Consider the following 14,582-nt stretch of genomic DNA (forward strand, 5'->3'; position numbering starts at 1 on the left):
GTGCACGCTGCACCGCCTGTCCCTGCGGGTCGAGGATCTCCGGCTTGAGCATGACGTCGACCACGACGCGTGCCACTGGCACTCCTAACGCGAGAGTCTCCACAGGTTCAACGAGAGGAGAAAAAGTGACGTATTTCACTCTCCGGTGAAGCCTGGTCGTCCCCATTAGGCGGAGGCCGGCGCCCCCAAGTCAAGCGATCACGACCATCCCGCCCGTCGCTTGAAATTCCTTGAAAGTGGCTGGAGTCGGGGACGTGCCTGCCGCAGGCTGAGACCGTCCAGCGTCGCAGCGGTGTGCGTGGCGTAGGTCATGATCTTAATGGGGGAATTAACTCACATGGCAGAACCACAGGTTGATCCACGGCCGGTCGCAGTCATCGGAGCCGGGCCTTCCGGGCTGGCTTCGCTCAAGAGCCTCACCGATCTCGGTATTCCCTGCGTGGCCTACGAGGCCCACTCCGGAGTGGGCGGCATCTGGGACATCGAGAATCCCCGGAGCTCGGTGTACCGGAACACGCACACCATCACCTCCCGGGAAGTGACCGGCTACGCGGACCTCCCCATGGACCGAGGGCTGCCGGCCTACCCTCGCCACGACCAGGTGCGTGACTACCTCGGGCAGTACGCCGAGCGGTTCGACCTGCTCCGGCTGATCCGGTTCGACTCCGACGTCACCCAGGTCGAGCGCCTTTCCGACGGCTGGCGGGTCACCACCGCCGACGGCGAGTCGCACGAGCACAGCGCGCTGATCATCGCCAACGGCCACAACTGGCACCCCTATCTCCCCTCCTTCTCGGGGAAGTTCGACGGGGAGATCCTGCACAGCCGGGACTACACGGACGCGGCCGCACTCGCCGGCAAGCGGGTCCTGGTCGTCGGCGCCGGCAACTCCGGCTGCGACATCGCGGTGGAGGCCGCCGGGGTCACCGACCACGTGGCCATCAGCATGCGCCGCGGCTACCACTTCTTCCCCAAGTTCATCTTCGGGAAGCCCGCCGACCAGGTCTCCGAGTCGAGCCAGCACCTGCGCCTGCCGCCCCCGGTGGCGCGCGCGGTGTACCGCACCATGCTCAAGCTGAGCATCGGGCGCCCCGAGCAGTTCGGCCTGCCCAAGCCCGACCACGAGCCGCTGGAATCGCCGCCCATCGTCAATTCACTGCTGCCGTACTACTGCGCGCACGGCAGGGTGAAGGTGCGGAAGGCGCCGGTGCGCTTCGACGGAAAGTTCGTCGAATTCTCCGACGGTACGTCGGAGGAATACGACGCCATCATCCTCGCCACCGGTTTCCGCATTCACATCCCGTTCGTCGGCGAAGAGCACCTCGACTGGGTCAAGGGGCGTCCGGACTTCTACCTCCTGGCGTTCTCGCCCCGCTACGACGACCTGTTCATCGCCGGAATGACCGATGGCACCGGTGGTCATTTCCCGACCGTGGAACTCCAGTCGCGTGTCATCGCCGGATATCTGGCGGCCAAGAAGCGCGACCCCGAGGCGGCCCGCCGGTTCGACGAGCTGAAGCGGGCCCGCGACGTGGACATCACGGGCGGCATCAACTTCCTCGAATCGCGGCGCAACCTCACCCAGTTCGAGCTGACCACGTACCTGCGCATCCTGCGCGACCACCTGGCGGTGCTGGGCGGCCAGGACACCACGTACGCCCGCCGGCCCTCCCTCCTCCAGCAGGCGGCCGCACTCCTCCAGGGAGGTCGCAAGTGAACACCGTCGGTGCGGCGCTGCTGAGCGACGTGCAGAAGGAGGTCCTCGACGAGGTCCTCGTCGGCGTCCCCTACAACAGCGCGTCCCAGTTCCACGAGTACTTCGGCACCAAGGCGGCCCCTCCGCGCTTCGGCCTGTCGTGCGCCTGGCAGTCCTTCACGGCCGGACGCATGGTCATGGAGCGGTCCGGCATCCCGGCCGACTACCTCATCGACGGACGCCATGTGGCGGCCGTCTACCGCAAGCGGGACGGCCTCGTCATCCTCGACCCGTACCTGCTGCACGGCGAGCCGCTGCGGCTCGACCGCGGCGCGGCGGTCGACGGAGTGGTGCGGACGACCGTCGACGCCTACCCGTACCGCGTGAAGAAGGACGGCACTCCGGCACCCAGCCGTGTGCGCGCCACCTGGGACCTCGGCGACGACTCCATCCGCCTCGACTACCTGCGGTTCAGCCCGCGCCGGGGGCACAACACGGCGTCCCGCTCGTTCCTGCTGCGGCCCGAGTCCCGGATCGACACGGTGCCGCCCGCTGCGGACTTCGTGCGGCGGCTGCTGGTCCACCCGGAACAGCACAGTGTCTCCATCCGCGTCCTGCACCCGGTCACCCGGCACATGGCCGAGCTGATCCTGCCGCTCGCCGGGCGGCCCTCGGGCGTCGCGGAGGACAGCGGCCTGATGCTCACCAAGGACAACCAGGGTGCCGTCGCCCAGTACGGCGACGCCCGCTTCCAGCGCGACCTGGAAGTCGTGGCGGACGCGGTCTCGGCGTCCCAGGACGACGTGGTCGCCTTCCTCCTCGAAGCGGCCGCGATCCACCGCGCCGCAGCCCCCGCCGGGCTCGACCTGGCCCCGTACTCCCTGGAGGACGAGTGACGGCCCCCGGCACGACGGCCCCCGGCACGCCGGACGCCGCCGTCGCGACCCGCTCGTACTTCCTGGCCGGCACCATGCAGGGGGCGCGTACCGGCGCGGACCTCGTCGACCAGTCGTACCGGGAGCGGCTGACCGGGACGCTGCTCGCCCGGCGGCCCGGGGCCGTCGTGCACGACCCGGGCGTCGTGATGGCCGAATGGCTGGCGGCCCACCCCGCCGACGTACGGGCCGCGCACGCCGCGCTGGCGGACCGGGCGGTGCTGCACCACGCGCGGCTCGCCCCGGAGCTGCGCGAACTGACCGCGCTGTTCCACCGGCTCACCGAGCTGGCCGCGGCGAGCGACGTGTGCGTGGCCTGGCTGCCCGGCCACGAACCCAGCATGGGCACCGCGGCCGAGATGCTGTCGGCCCACCGCGCGGGTCGCACGGTCGTGTCGATCACCGACATGCGCCAGAACCTGGCGGTGCTGTCGTGCTCCACCGTGATCCTGCCGGACCTGGACGCCTTCGCCGAATGGCTCGACGCGGGCGGGGACTCCGCATGAACGCGGAACCGCTCGACGCGGACAAGCCCCGGGAAGCCTGCGGCGTCGCGGGCGTCCGGGGGCCCGCGGGTCACCACGCCGCGATGGTGCGGGAACTGCTCGTGGCGCTCCAGCACCGCGGGCAGGAGAGCGCGGGCATCGCCGTCGGCACGGGAGACGCCCTGGTCGCGCGGCACGGCGCCGGCACCGTGGCCCAGGCCCTGCCCGACCTGGACGGGCTCCCCGAGGGGCCGGTCGCGGTCGGGCACGTCCGGTACGCCACGCACGGCACGCGCGACGCGCTCGCCGGGGCGCAGCCGGTCGTCCTGGACCGGCCGCCACTGGCCGTCGCCCACAACGGCACGCTGGTGGACCCGCACACCGCCCCGGGGGCCGACGCGCTGGCGCCGGACGAGTGGTTCACCGACAGCGAGCTGCTGGCCCGCCTGGTGCTCGACGCCCGCACGGCCGGCGGGCTCGACACCGTGGCCGCGCTGCACGCGGTGCTGCCCGGGCTGAAGGGCGCGTACGCCCTGGTCCTGTCCGACGGGCAGAACCTGTACGGGGTGCGCGACCCGCACGGCTTCCGGCCGCTCGCAGTGGGACGACAGGGCGACACGTGGCTGCTCGCCTCCGAGACCGCGGCGATCACCGCCGTCGGCGGCGAGGTGGTGCGCGAACTGGAGCCCGGCGAGGTGCTGTCGATCGGCGCGCACGGCACGTCCAGCAGCCGGCTGGAGGTCCCGGACGCCAAGACCGCGGCCTGCCTCTTCGAGTACGTGTACTTCGCGCGCGCCGACTCGCAGCTGGCCGGGCGCAGCGTCTACCAGGCGCGGTACCGGGCCGGTCAGGCGCTCGCCGACCACGCGCCGGTCACGGGCTCGCCCCGGCCGGTGGTCGTGGCCACCCCGGAGACCGCGCGCGTCGCGGCGGACGGGTACGCCGAGCGCGCCGGACTGACCGTCGTACAGGGCCTGCTGCGCCCCGGGCAGGGCGGCCGCAGCTTCATCGCGAGCGACCAGGCGGCCCGGCACCACGCGGTCCGCAGGAAGCTCAGCCCCGTCCCGGCGGCGGTCGCCGGCCGGCGCGTGGTGCTGGTGGACGACTCGCTGGTGCGCGGGACCACCATGCGTGCCGTGGCGCGGATGCTCCGCGACGCCGGCGCCCTGGAGGTGCACCTGCGCATCGCCTCCCCGCCGTACCGGTGGTCCTGCTTCTACGGCATCGACACCGGACGCCCCGAGGAACTGCTCGCCGCCCGGCTGTCGATGACGGAGCTGGCGGAGCAGCTCGACTGCGACAGCGTGGCCTTCCTCTCGCTGGACCGGCTGCTCGAAGCCGCCGGAGGCGACCGCTCCGGCTACTGCACGGCCTGTCTGACCGGCCGCTACCCGACCGCGACCCCCGCCGCGGCCCTCCCCGCGGCGACCGGAGCCGCCGGGCCGGGCGCCGCACCCACCACCGCCCTCGCATCCCAAGCCACCGCCGAATGAGGAGAACCCAGCAGTGAACACGCCAACCGAGGCGACCGCCACCCGCGCGCCGGCCGCGGCGCACACCGGCCGGGATGCCCGCACCATCGTCGAAGCGCTGACCGCCCGCGCCGAAGGCCCCGACGCGCACCGCGCCGTGGTCACCGCCCTGGACGCCTCCGGCGCGGTGCTGGAGAGCCTGACCCCCGTCGAACTCGACCGCCGCGCCCGGGCACTCGCCGCGGCGCTGCGCGAGACGGGCGGGGCGGGCGACCGCGTCATCGTCCCCGCGCTGCCCGGACTCGACTTCCACATCGGCTTCCTGGGCTGCCTGTACGCCGGCATGATCGCCGTGCCGGTGCCCGCCTTCCGCACCGCCGCCCGGGCCGGCACCACGACCCGCGCCGAGCGGCTGGCCGGGATCTGCGGCGACTGCACTCCGTGCGCCGTCCTCGTCTCCACCCCGCAGGACGCCGAGGAGGCCGACAGCGACCTCGCCCCCGGCGTGCGCTTCGTCGCCGTCCGCCGCCCCGACGGCGAGGCGCGGGACGCCTCGCTGCCCGACCCGCTGGCCCTGGACCCCGAGGCCACCGCGCTGCTCCAGTACACCTCCGGGTCCACCGGCGACCCGCGCGGCGTCGTCGTCCGCCACGGCAATCTGGTCGCCAACCAGGCGGCGATGCGCGACCGCTGCGAGGTGGAGCCCACCACCACCATCGTCAGCTGGCTGCCGTTCTTCCACGACATGGGCCTGTGCACGGCGGTGGTGCTGCCGCTGGTGTCCGGAGCCACGACCGTGACCATGGAGCCGGCCACCTTCGTCCGCGACCCGAGGGTGTGGCTGCGCGCCATCGCCGCCGAGGACGACGTCTTCACCGCCGCGCCGGACTTCGCGTACGACATCTGCGTCAACCGGATCCCGGCGGAGGAGCGCGCCGCGATCGACCTGTCGACCTGGCGGATCGCGGTCAACGGCTCCGAGCCCGTGCGCGCCGCCACCCAGCGCCGGTTCGCCGAGGCGTTCCGGCCGAGCTTCTTCCGCGAGGAGGTCTTCTCGCCGGGCTTCGGCCTCGCCGAATGCACCCTCGCGGTCAGCCTGAGCCCCTCGCTCGTGCCCACCGTCGTGGGCCTGTACGACCGGGAGGCGCTCGCCGAGGGCAAGGCGGTGGCCACCAGGGTGGCGGCCGAGGGCATCGAACTCGTCGGCTGCGGGCCCGTGGTGGACGACGTGCGGGTCGAGATCGTCGACCCCGAGACCCACCGGCCGCTCGCCGACCGGGTCGTCGGCGAGATCTGGGTCGACTCGCCCGGCAACTGCGGCGGCTACTGGCAGCGCGAGCAGGAGTCGGCCGACATCTTCGCGGCGCGCCTCGCCGGCCCGGACGGGGCCACCGGCCGGACGTACGTCCGCACCGGGGACCTCGGGTTCGTCGACGGCGGGGAACTGTTCATCACGGGCCGCATCAAGGACGTGCTGATCATCGGCGGGGAGAACTACTTCCCGCAGGACGCGGAGGCCGTCGCCCTGGACTCCCACCCCGCGTTCGCCCAGCAGCGGGCCGCGGCCTGGCCGCTGAGCGAGGACGACAAGGGCGTCGCCGTGGTCGTGGAGACCACCGAGCGCGACCCGGAGGCGCTCGCCGCCGCCGTACGGGCGGCCGGCATCGCGGTGGCGAAGGTCCTGCCGACCGCGGTCAGCGTCTACGCCGTGCCGCGCAACAAGGTGCCCCGCACCACGAGCGGCAAGATCAGGCGGCGCGCCTGCGCCGAGCAGGTCCGGTCGGGCGCGCTCCAGCCCCTGGCGCAGTGGTCCAGCCGGCGCATGGGCGGTGCCGCGTGAGCACCGCGCAGGAGATCACGCACGAGGTGGTGGCGGAGCGGCTGCGCCTGCTGATGGCCGAGCTGCTGGAGATGGAGCCGGCCGACCTCGACGACGAGGTGCCGCTCAGCGCCTTCGGCATCGACTCCATGACGAGCTCCGTCCTGGTGGCCGACGTGGAGAAGTGGTACGGCGTACGCCTGGAGAGCGCCGGATCCCTGGGCAGCCTCACCCTGACCGACGTGGCGGACGAAGTCGTGGCGGTACTGCGACGGCACCCCGAGGAGAAATGACACCATGGCACTGGACGCATTCGGATTCCTCTTCACCGGCCGCGGGCTCGACCCGGACCGCGACCGCTCCGTGATCGAGCGGGACGGGTTCCGCGCCGTCATCGTGGGCATGGCGGACCCCGCCCAGGCCCCCGAGGTGGCGGCGCGCCTCGTCGACGAGGGCATCCAGCTCATCGAACTGTGCGGCGGCTTCGGACCCGTGTGGACGGCCAGGGTCATCGAGGCCACCGGGTCCCGCGTGCCGGTCGGCTCGGTCGGGTACGGCCCGGAGTCGATCGACGGCATGGCGGCGCTCTTCCCGCCCAAGACGGGCTGAGCCCGAAGCGGCTGGGACCGGGGTGGGTCGGGTCCCGAGACGGCTGGACCTTCGGGGGTCGGACCGCGAGGTGGCCGGGCCCGTGGCGGACTCGGTCCGAGGCGGGCCGAGTCGCGAGGTGGCCGGGCCCGGGGGGTGGGCCGGAGCGCCCGGCCCCCGGATGGGCCGGGTCCCGAGGCGACGGAGCTGAAGGGCCTGAGCCTCGAAGGGGTTGAGCTGACGGCGGGGTAACCCGAGGTGGACTCGGTCCCGGCCGGACCGGACCCCAGGCGGCCGAGCCCGGTCGCGCTGCGTCTGCGGCGCGTCCTGGGCGAGGCGCGTCCTGGGCGAGGCGCGGCCGACCGAGGCGGCTGAGCCCCGCGAGGGGCTGAACCTTGGGCGGGCCGGGCCCGAACGGGCCGACTCCCGTGCGGGCCGGGCCCCGGCCGGTTGGGCATCCAAGCCCACCGGCCCGGCCCGCCCCCGGCTCACCCGCCGCCGCACCACCGGCCCGGCGCCGGCCGGCGCCCACCCACCCGCCGGCCGGGCCGGCCCCGCCGGGGCACCCGCACGGGCACCCTCCGCCCCTCCTTCCCCGCGCCGCTCCGTACGCCCTGTTCCACCCGGGACCGCCCTGTCCCGCCCCGTTCTCCTGCCGGGCCTCCTCCTCGTGACTTTCCCCCGGTACGGGAGGAAGCCCGGCAGGCCCCCGGTCGTGCCCACTCCGCGCAACGACGAGATGGATCACCATGAACCGCGCCGAATTCCACGAACTGCGCGTGCTGGCCGCCAGCCGTCCCGCCCTGCCCCTCCTGCTGCACGCCGGCCGGCTGGCCCGGCCCCTGCGGCACATACCGCGCGTCGGGTGGGTGACCGCCGACGCCGTCACGGCCCGGTCCGTCCTCACCGACCCCGAGCACTTCACCGTCCTGGACCGCGGTGGCGTCGGCCGGCTGTGGGCCCAGCTCCTCGGCGACTGGGTCGACGACCTCTTCGACGGTGAGGGCCACCGCGCCCTGCGCACCGCCACCCGGGACCTGTTCGCCGAGGCGCCCGCCCGCGAACTGGTGGACCGCACCATCGGCCCCCGGCTCGCCGAGACCCGCGCCCGGCTCGCCGCCGGCAAACCGGTCGACGTCGCCGCCCTCGGCCGCACCCTCGTCGGCCGGATCGTGACGGAACTCCTGCGGGTCCCCGTCACCGGTACCGACGACGCCGCCTACGAGAAGGTCTTCGCCACCGCCCGCGAACTGGCCGCCATCTCCCTGGAGGCCGCCGGAGGCGCCGACCTGACCGACGAGACCGTCGCCCGCGGCCGGCGCGTCGTCGCCCGGCTCACCGGGCACGTCGAGCGGGAGTGGCGCACCGGCTCCACCGACCACCTCGTCGGACGCTGCCGGGAAGCCGGCCTCGACGCCCACCAGACCGCCGGTATGGCCGCCCTCGTGGGCGTCGCCGCCACCGAGACGGCGGCCAGCGCCATCACCCGCACCGTCGCGCTGCTGCACGACACCGGCGACCAGCACAAGCTCGTCGCGTCCCCCGCGCTCGTACCGGACGCGGTCCGCGAAGGGCTGCGCGTGACGGCGCCCGCGCCCGTCATCGGCCGGACCGTGCGCGGCGACGTCCGCCTCGCGGGCCGCACGCTCAGGGCCGGAGAACGCATCACCCTGCTCAACTACACCGCCAACAGCCTCACCGGAGGCTTCCGCCTCGGCCGGCCCGCCGAGCCCGCCAACCGGGAGCTGTGGTTCGGCGCCGGACGCCACCGCTGCCTCGGCTCCGCCATCGCCCAGGCGGAGATCGGCCGGACGCTGGAGACCCTGACCAGCGTCGGGCGGCCCTGGCGGATCGTCGAGCGGCGCTACAGCCGGCGCGTGGTCATCCCCACGTACGACCGGCTGACCGTGACACTCGTCTGACGGGAGACCAGCCCCATGCCTGCAACCCATGCCCGGCTCGCCGGTGTGGCCGTACACCTGCCGGAGACCCTGCGCACCGCGGAGGAGACCGAGCAGCGGGTGGCCGCCGCCGGCACCGGCTTCCGGCCACCACCCGGACTCGTCCACCGACTGACCGGCGTGGAGCGGCTCCACGTCATGCCCGACGACTGGCAGGCGTCCGACCTCGCCGCCGCCGCCGCGCGCAAGCTGCTCGCCGACACCGGTACCGACCCCGACGACGTCGACCTGCTCATCTTCGCCGCGGCCAGCCAGGACATGATCGAACCCGCCACCTCGCACATGACCGCCGACCGCCTCGGCCTGCGCTGCCCCGCCTTCGACGTGAAGAACGCCTGCAACAGCGTGCTCAACGCGCTGGAGACCGCACACGCGCTCATCGCCCAGGGCGGCTACCGCCGCATCCTCGTCGCCTGCGGCGAGTCGCCCTCCCGGGCGGTGCGCTGGGCCGTACCCGACCTGCGCTCCTACCTCACCTCGATACCCGGCTACACCCTCTCCGACGCCGGCGCCGCCCTCCTCGTGGAGGCATCCGCCGAACCGGGCATCCTGGGCCACGGGTTCGCCGCCGACTCCGCCTCCTGGAGCGTCGGCACCCTGCCCTCGGGCGGCTCCGCCCACCCACGCGGCGAGGAGCACACCTACTTCCGGCTCGACGGAGTGGGCCTGCGCCGCGCCTTCGAACGGCTGGGCTCCAAAGTGCTCGACGACACCCTCGACCGGCTCGGCCTCGGCTGGCACGACATGGCCGCCATCTGCGTCCACCAGGTCTCCAAGCCCTACCTCGACCAGCTCGCCGACCGGTTCGGCCTCCCCATGGACAAGATCCCCGTGACCATCACCGAGCACGGCAACACCGCCGCCGCCAGCCTGCCCCTGCAACTCGTCCGCGCCCTCGAGAGCGGCCGGGCCGGCCCCGGCGACCTGGTCGGCCTGGTCGGCCTCGCCGGAGGCATCAGCATGGGAATGAGCGTGATCCGGCTGTGAGGCTCTGGGTGGTCGTCCCCGCGTACAACGAGGCCCACGGCATCACGGCGACCCTCCGGGCCCTCGTGTCGCAGACCGACCGGGACTTCTCCCTGGTCGTGGTCGACAACAACTCGACGGACGGCACCGCCGACGTCGTACGGTCCTTCGCCTACCCCGGCGACCTGCACATCGTCCACGAGACGCACAAGGGCACGGGCGCGGCGGCGGACACCGGCATGCGGTACGCCATCGCCCACGGCGCCACGCACCTCGCCCGTACCGACGCGGACTGCCTGCCCGCGCCCGACTGGACCGCCCGCATCCGGGCCGCCTTCGGCTCCGGGCTCGAGCTGATCGCCGGGCAGCTGCGGCCCCGTACCGACGAGGCGCCGCTGCCCCCGCTGCGCCGTACCGCCCTCGTCGCCGCCACCGAGGCCGCCGCCTGGTTCGGCCGGTTCAGACCCGGCAACCGGGACGCCGGCTACCTCGGGCCCTACGTCATGGCGCCCGGCTGCAACATGGCCATCACCGCCGCGCTGTACGAACGCGCCGGCGGCTTCCCGCGCACGGCCATCGAGGAACTCCACGAGGACCGGGCCCTGGTGAACGCGGTACGGCTGCTGACGACGGCGTACGGCCTGCGGCGCGACGTACGCGTCCAGGGCTCCGCCCGCCGGGTGCGGGAGTGGGGACTGCGCCGGACCCTGGGCTGGTACGCGGACCACCGCTACCGCCCCGAGGTGGTGGACATCCGATGACCGTCACCACCACCACCGCCCCGGACGCGACCTGGCAGCGCTGGGAGCACCGTGTGCAGACCTCGGCCCACCCCGTGGCCTTCCGGCTGCTGCGCGCCATCGCGGCCCGCGGCCCGGTCGTGCGCGTGCCGCGGGTCGGGGTCGTCGTCAGCGACGCGGCCCTCGCGCGTGACGTCCTGTGCGACACCGCGCACTACACCAAGACCGGGCCCGGCTCGCCCTCCGACCTGTGGACACCGGTCCTCGGCCCGGCGGTCCTGCTCAACATGGAGGGCGCCGACCACGCCGCGCTGCGCCGCAGGCTCTCCGGCCTGTTCACCCCCGGGTACGTCGCCGGGCTGTGCGACCGCGTGCTCGCACAGCCCCTCGCCGACCTCACCCGCCGGCTCGCCGCGGGCGAGGAGGTCGACCTCGTCCGGGTCGCGCAGAGCTGCGCGGGCGCCGCCATCTGCGAGATCGTCGGCCTGCCGGCCGAACCGGAGCGGTTCGCCGCCGCCCACGCGGACGCGTCGGAGGTCACCAAGGCGGTACGGCTGTGGCGACACTCCCTGCCGCCCCGGCACGTGCGCCGGGCGCGCGACGTGCTGGGCCGCCTCACCGCCTCGGCGGTCCACGCCTACCGGCGGGGCGGGGACGACACCCTGCCCGGCCGGCTGCGCGGCCTGGGACTGAGCGAGGACGAGGCCCGAGGCGCCGTCGGGGCGTTCCTGCTCACCGGGACCGAGACCCTGGTCTCCTTCATCCCCCGCCTCGTCGCGCTCTGCCACGACACGGCCTGGCTCGACCGGCTCCGCGACGGCACGGCCGACGCCGGCGCGGTCGTGGAGGAGGCCCTGCGCGTCACCGTCCCGTCACCCGTGATGCTGCGCAGCGTCGCCCGGCCCACCGCCATCGGCGGCGTACCGGTGGCCCCGGGCGACCGGGTCGTCATCGCCACCCTGCTGTGCGCCTCGGTGTACGGCGCCTTCGACCCCGACCGGCCGCACCCGCCGGAACTGCGGCGGCTGTGGTTCGGCGCCGGCCCGCACTTCTGCCTGGGCATGCCCCTGGCCATGGCGCAGATCCGCGCGGTGCTGGACGCCGTCCTCGCGGCCGGGCCCGTCACCGTCGCCCGCCGCCGTACCGCCCGCCATGTGCTGATCCCCGGGTACGCCCGGCTCATCCTCACGCTCCGGAGCGCGCCGTGACCGACACCGAGCACCTCCCCGGACCCGACGACGAACACGCCGACGTGCTCACCGCGCTCCTGCGGACCGCGCGGCGGCGCGGTGACGCCCCGGCGCTCACCGGCCCCGACGGGACGACCCTCAGCCACCGGCAGTTCGCCGACGCCGTCCTCGCCACCGCGCGCGGGCTGCGCGAGGCCGGCATGGAACCGGGGCAGCGGGTGCTGTTCTCCGTACGCCCCGGGCCCGAGGGCGTCGTGCTCGCGCTGGGCATCATCGCCGCGGGCGCCACCGTGGTGTTCATCGACCCGGGCGCCGGCCCCGAGCTGTTCGCCGCGCGGCGCGAACTCGCCGCCCCCCGCTGGGCCGCCGCCGAGTCGCTGCTGTACGCCGCGAGCCGCTACGGCCGCCCGCTGGCCCGGCGCCGCGGTCTGCTGCTGCCGGCGTACCACCGGCTCGGCCTGCGCCATATCCACGCCGGCCGCCGGCTGCCCGGCGTCCCCGCCGGGGCGCTGTCCGCGAGGCGGCTCGCCGCCGGTCCGGCCGGGTCGTTCCGGCCCGCACCCGCGCCCGGCCAGGAGGCCCTGGTCGTCTTCACGTCCGGCACCACCAGCGCCCCCCGGGCCGTGGTCCACACCCGGGGCTCGCTCGGCGCCGGCCTCGCGGGCTGCGGACACGCCCTTCGGATGGGCGACGGCGACACCGTGCACACCGACCAGCTGATGATGGGCGTGCCCGCCCTGATCACCGGCGCCCACTGGAGCATGCCGCCCTACGGCTTCGCGCCCGCCGCCGACCCCGTGCGGTACGCCGCCGGACTGGGCGGGGCGACGCACACCTTCTGCGTACCCGCCGACCTGCCCACCGTCCTCGACGCCGTCGAACGGGGCGAGGCGACCGTCCCCGCGTCGCTGCGGTACCTGGTCCTCGGCGGCGCCCCCGTCCTGCCGGGACTGCTGCGCCGGGCCTCCCGCGCCATGCCGTCGGTCCGCTTCCTCGCGGTGTACGGCATGACGGAGATCCTGCCCGTGGCGGTGGCCACCGGGGAGGAGAAGCTGGCCCACCCGGGCCCGGGCGACCTGCTCGGCACCCCGCTGCCCTCGGTGGGGGTGCGCACCGCCCCGGACGGCGAACTGCTGGTGTCCGGCCCCCACCTGTGCCGCGGCTACCTCGGCCGGCCCCCCATGGCGGAGCACGCCACCGGGGACCTCGCCCGGCTGGAGGACGGGCGGCTGGTCCTGCACGGCCGGAAGAAGGACATGCTGATCCGGGGGCGCACCAACATCTACCCCGGTCTGTACGAACCGGCCATCACCGCCCTGCCCGGAGTCGCCGAGGCGGTCATCGTCGGCGTGCCCGACGACTACGGCGACGAACGCGTCGTCCTGGCCCTGGTCGCCGAGCACCCGCCGGCCGCGCCGGACGCCTTCGCCGAGTCCGTCCGCACCCGGCTGCCCTCGGTGATCGACGCCGCCGTCCTCCCCGACGACGTGGTGGTGCTGGACCGCATCCCGGTCGCCGGCCGCTCCCGCAAGCCGGACCGGGAGGCCCTGCGCGCCCGGCTGCGCCCGGCGGGCGCCCACGGGACGGGGGCGGCGCGATGAGGATCGCGGTCACCGGCGCCCGCGGTTTCGTGGGCGGCGCCGTCTGCCGGGCGGCGGCCGGGCGGGGCTGGACCGTCCACGCGCTGACCCGCGCCGACTGGGACCTCACCACCGGGGCGTGGGCCGACGCCCCCCGGGTGGACGCGGTGGTGCACGCGGCGGCCGCCGTCGGCGACTGGGGCGCGCCCGGCCCGGTGTGGCACGCCAACCTCACCGGGACCAGGAACGTCGCCGCCTCCTTCCCCGGCGCGCGGCTGGTCCACATCTCCAGCGCCAGCGTGTACGACCCGTTCCGCCCCACCGTCCTCGCCGACGAGTCGGAAGCGCCGGTACGCCGCTACCTCACCCCGTACGCCGCGTCCAAGGCCGCCGCCGAGCTGGCCCTGAGCGGCCGGCCCGACACGGTCGTCCTGCGCCCCCACGCCGTGTACGGGCCGGGCGACCGGACACTGCTGCCCCGGGTGCTGGGCGCCGTGCGCGGCGGCTCGCTGTGGCTGCCGGGCGACGGCACGGCCCCCCAGTCGCTCACCCACATCGACAATCTCACCACCGCCGCGCTGCTCGCCTGCGACCGTGCCGCCCCACCCGGCACCTACAACGTCGCGGACGCCGAACCGGTGCCGATCGGCGAGGCGCTGTGCGCGCTGCTCGCGGCCCGCGGCGTCCGCGTACGCCTGCGGACGCTCCCGGCGCGGGCCGCCCGGGGCGCCGCGGTGGCCGCCGAGACCGTGTGGCGGCTGACCCGGCGCCCCCGGCCCCCACGGCTCACGCGGTACGCGATCAGCCACCTCTCGGTGGAACGCACCCTCGCCCTCGGCGCGGCGCGCCGGGACCTCGGCCTCGACCCCGCACCGACCTCGTTCGACGGCGCGCTCACGTGGTGAACCGTCCGAAGCGGACCCTCCTGGAAGGCATGACGGCATGACTCCTCCCACCGGTGCCAGCTACGCAGCCGCGGGCGTCGACATCGAAGCGGGCGACCGCGCCGTCGAGCTGATGAAGGAGTGGGTGAAGAAGACGCAGCGCCCCGAGGTCGCCGGCCTCGGCGGCCTGGGTGGCTTCGCCGGCCTCTTCGACGCCTCCGCCCTGAAGCGTTATGAGCGCCCGTTGCTGGCCTCCGCGACCGACG

Annotated in this window: 14 protein-coding genes and 1 pseudogene; 14 read left to right on the forward strand and 1 reads right to left on the reverse strand. The window is 74.7% G+C overall.

Annotation, left to right across the window (positions count from 1 at the left end):
* On the reverse strand, window positions 1–76 hold a 76-nt coding region (locus IE109_RS32255), incomplete at its 3' end, for a phosphoribosylformylglycinamidine synthase subunit PurS (protein WP_189550087.1).
* A gap of 261 nt (window positions 77–337) precedes the next feature.
* Here IE109_RS32255 and IE109_RS32260 point away from each other — a divergent pair.
* The 14 genes and pseudogenes from IE109_RS32260 to IE109_RS32325 form a co-directional block, all read left to right on the forward strand.
* On the forward strand, window positions 338–1,717 hold the full coding sequence (locus IE109_RS32260) for a flavin-containing monooxygenase (RefSeq protein ID WP_189554915.1): 1,380 nt from the start codon (window positions 338–340) through the stop codon (window positions 1,715–1,717).
* On the forward strand, window positions 1,714–2,592 hold the full coding sequence (locus tag IE109_RS32265; RefSeq protein ID WP_189554916.1) for a hypothetical protein: 879 nt from the start codon (window positions 1,714–1,716) through the stop codon (window positions 2,590–2,592). The genes IE109_RS32260 and IE109_RS32265 overlap by 4 nt, the downstream gene beginning before the upstream one ends.
* Window positions 2,589–3,137: a hypothetical protein gene (locus IE109_RS32270; protein ID WP_189554917.1), complete on the forward strand. Its 549-nt coding sequence runs from the start codon at window positions 2,589–2,591 to the stop codon at window positions 3,135–3,137. Before IE109_RS32265 ends, IE109_RS32270 begins: the two co-directional genes overlap by 4 nt.
* Window positions 3,134–4,609, forward strand: a complete 1,476-nt coding sequence (gene purF / locus IE109_RS32275) for an amidophosphoribosyltransferase (protein WP_189554918.1) — start codon at window positions 3,134–3,136, stop codon at window positions 4,607–4,609. Before IE109_RS32270 ends, purF begins: the two co-directional genes overlap by 4 nt.
* 13 nt (window positions 4,610–4,622) lie before the next feature.
* Window positions 4,623–6,428 carry a fatty acyl-AMP ligase gene (locus tag IE109_RS32280; RefSeq protein ID WP_189554919.1) on the forward strand — a complete coding sequence of 602 codons (1,806 nt, stop codon included), beginning with the start codon at window positions 4,623–4,625 and terminating at the stop codon, window positions 6,426–6,428.
* Window positions 6,425–6,700, forward strand: a complete 276-nt coding sequence (locus tag IE109_RS32285) for an acyl carrier protein (RefSeq protein ID WP_189554920.1) — start codon at window positions 6,425–6,427, stop codon at window positions 6,698–6,700. The genes IE109_RS32280 and IE109_RS32285 overlap by 4 nt, the downstream gene beginning before the upstream one ends.
* A gap of 4 nt (window positions 6,701–6,704) precedes the next feature.
* The gene (locus IE109_RS32290) at window positions 6,705–7,016 is read left to right on the forward strand and encodes a DUF6506 family protein (protein ID WP_189554921.1); all 312 of its coding nucleotides are present in this window, start codon (window positions 6,705–6,707) and stop codon (window positions 7,014–7,016) included.
* Between the two features lie 728 nt (window positions 7,017–7,744).
* Entirely contained in the window at window positions 7,745–8,917 is a 1,173-nt protein-coding gene (locus IE109_RS32295) for a cytochrome P450 (protein WP_189554922.1), read from the forward strand.
* 15 nt (window positions 8,918–8,932) lie between these two features.
* Window positions 8,933–9,943, forward strand: a complete 1,011-nt coding sequence (locus IE109_RS32300; RefSeq protein ID WP_189554923.1) for a 3-oxoacyl-ACP synthase III family protein — start codon at window positions 8,933–8,935, stop codon at window positions 9,941–9,943.
* Entirely contained in the window at window positions 9,940–10,683 is a 744-nt protein-coding gene (locus IE109_RS32305; protein WP_189554924.1) for a glycosyltransferase family 2 protein, read from the forward strand. The genes IE109_RS32300 and IE109_RS32305 overlap by 4 nt, the downstream gene beginning before the upstream one ends.
* Window positions 10,680–11,870, forward strand: a complete 1,191-nt coding sequence (locus IE109_RS32310) for a cytochrome P450 (RefSeq protein WP_189554925.1) — start codon at window positions 10,680–10,682, stop codon at window positions 11,868–11,870. Before IE109_RS32305 ends, IE109_RS32310 begins: the two co-directional genes overlap by 4 nt.
* Window positions 11,867–13,453, forward strand: a complete 1,587-nt coding sequence (locus IE109_RS32315) for a class I adenylate-forming enzyme family protein (protein ID WP_189554926.1) — start codon at window positions 11,867–11,869, stop codon at window positions 13,451–13,453. The genes IE109_RS32310 and IE109_RS32315 overlap by 4 nt, the downstream gene beginning before the upstream one ends.
* Window positions 13,450–14,337 carry an NAD-dependent epimerase/dehydratase family protein gene (locus tag IE109_RS32320; protein ID WP_189554927.1) on the forward strand — a complete coding sequence of 296 codons (888 nt, stop codon included), beginning with the start codon at window positions 13,450–13,452 and terminating at the stop codon, window positions 14,335–14,337. The genes IE109_RS32315 and IE109_RS32320 overlap by 4 nt, the downstream gene beginning before the upstream one ends.
* 37 nt (window positions 14,338–14,374) lie before the next feature.
* Window positions 14,375–14,582, forward strand: a pseudogene (locus IE109_RS32325) (phosphoribosylformylglycinamidine cyclo-ligase); the annotation flags it as partial.

The sequence above is a fragment of the Streptomyces lavendofoliae genome (genome assembly GCF_014649735.1).
GTDB lineage: Bacteria > Actinomycetota > Actinomycetes > Streptomycetales > Streptomycetaceae > Streptomyces > Streptomyces lavendofoliae.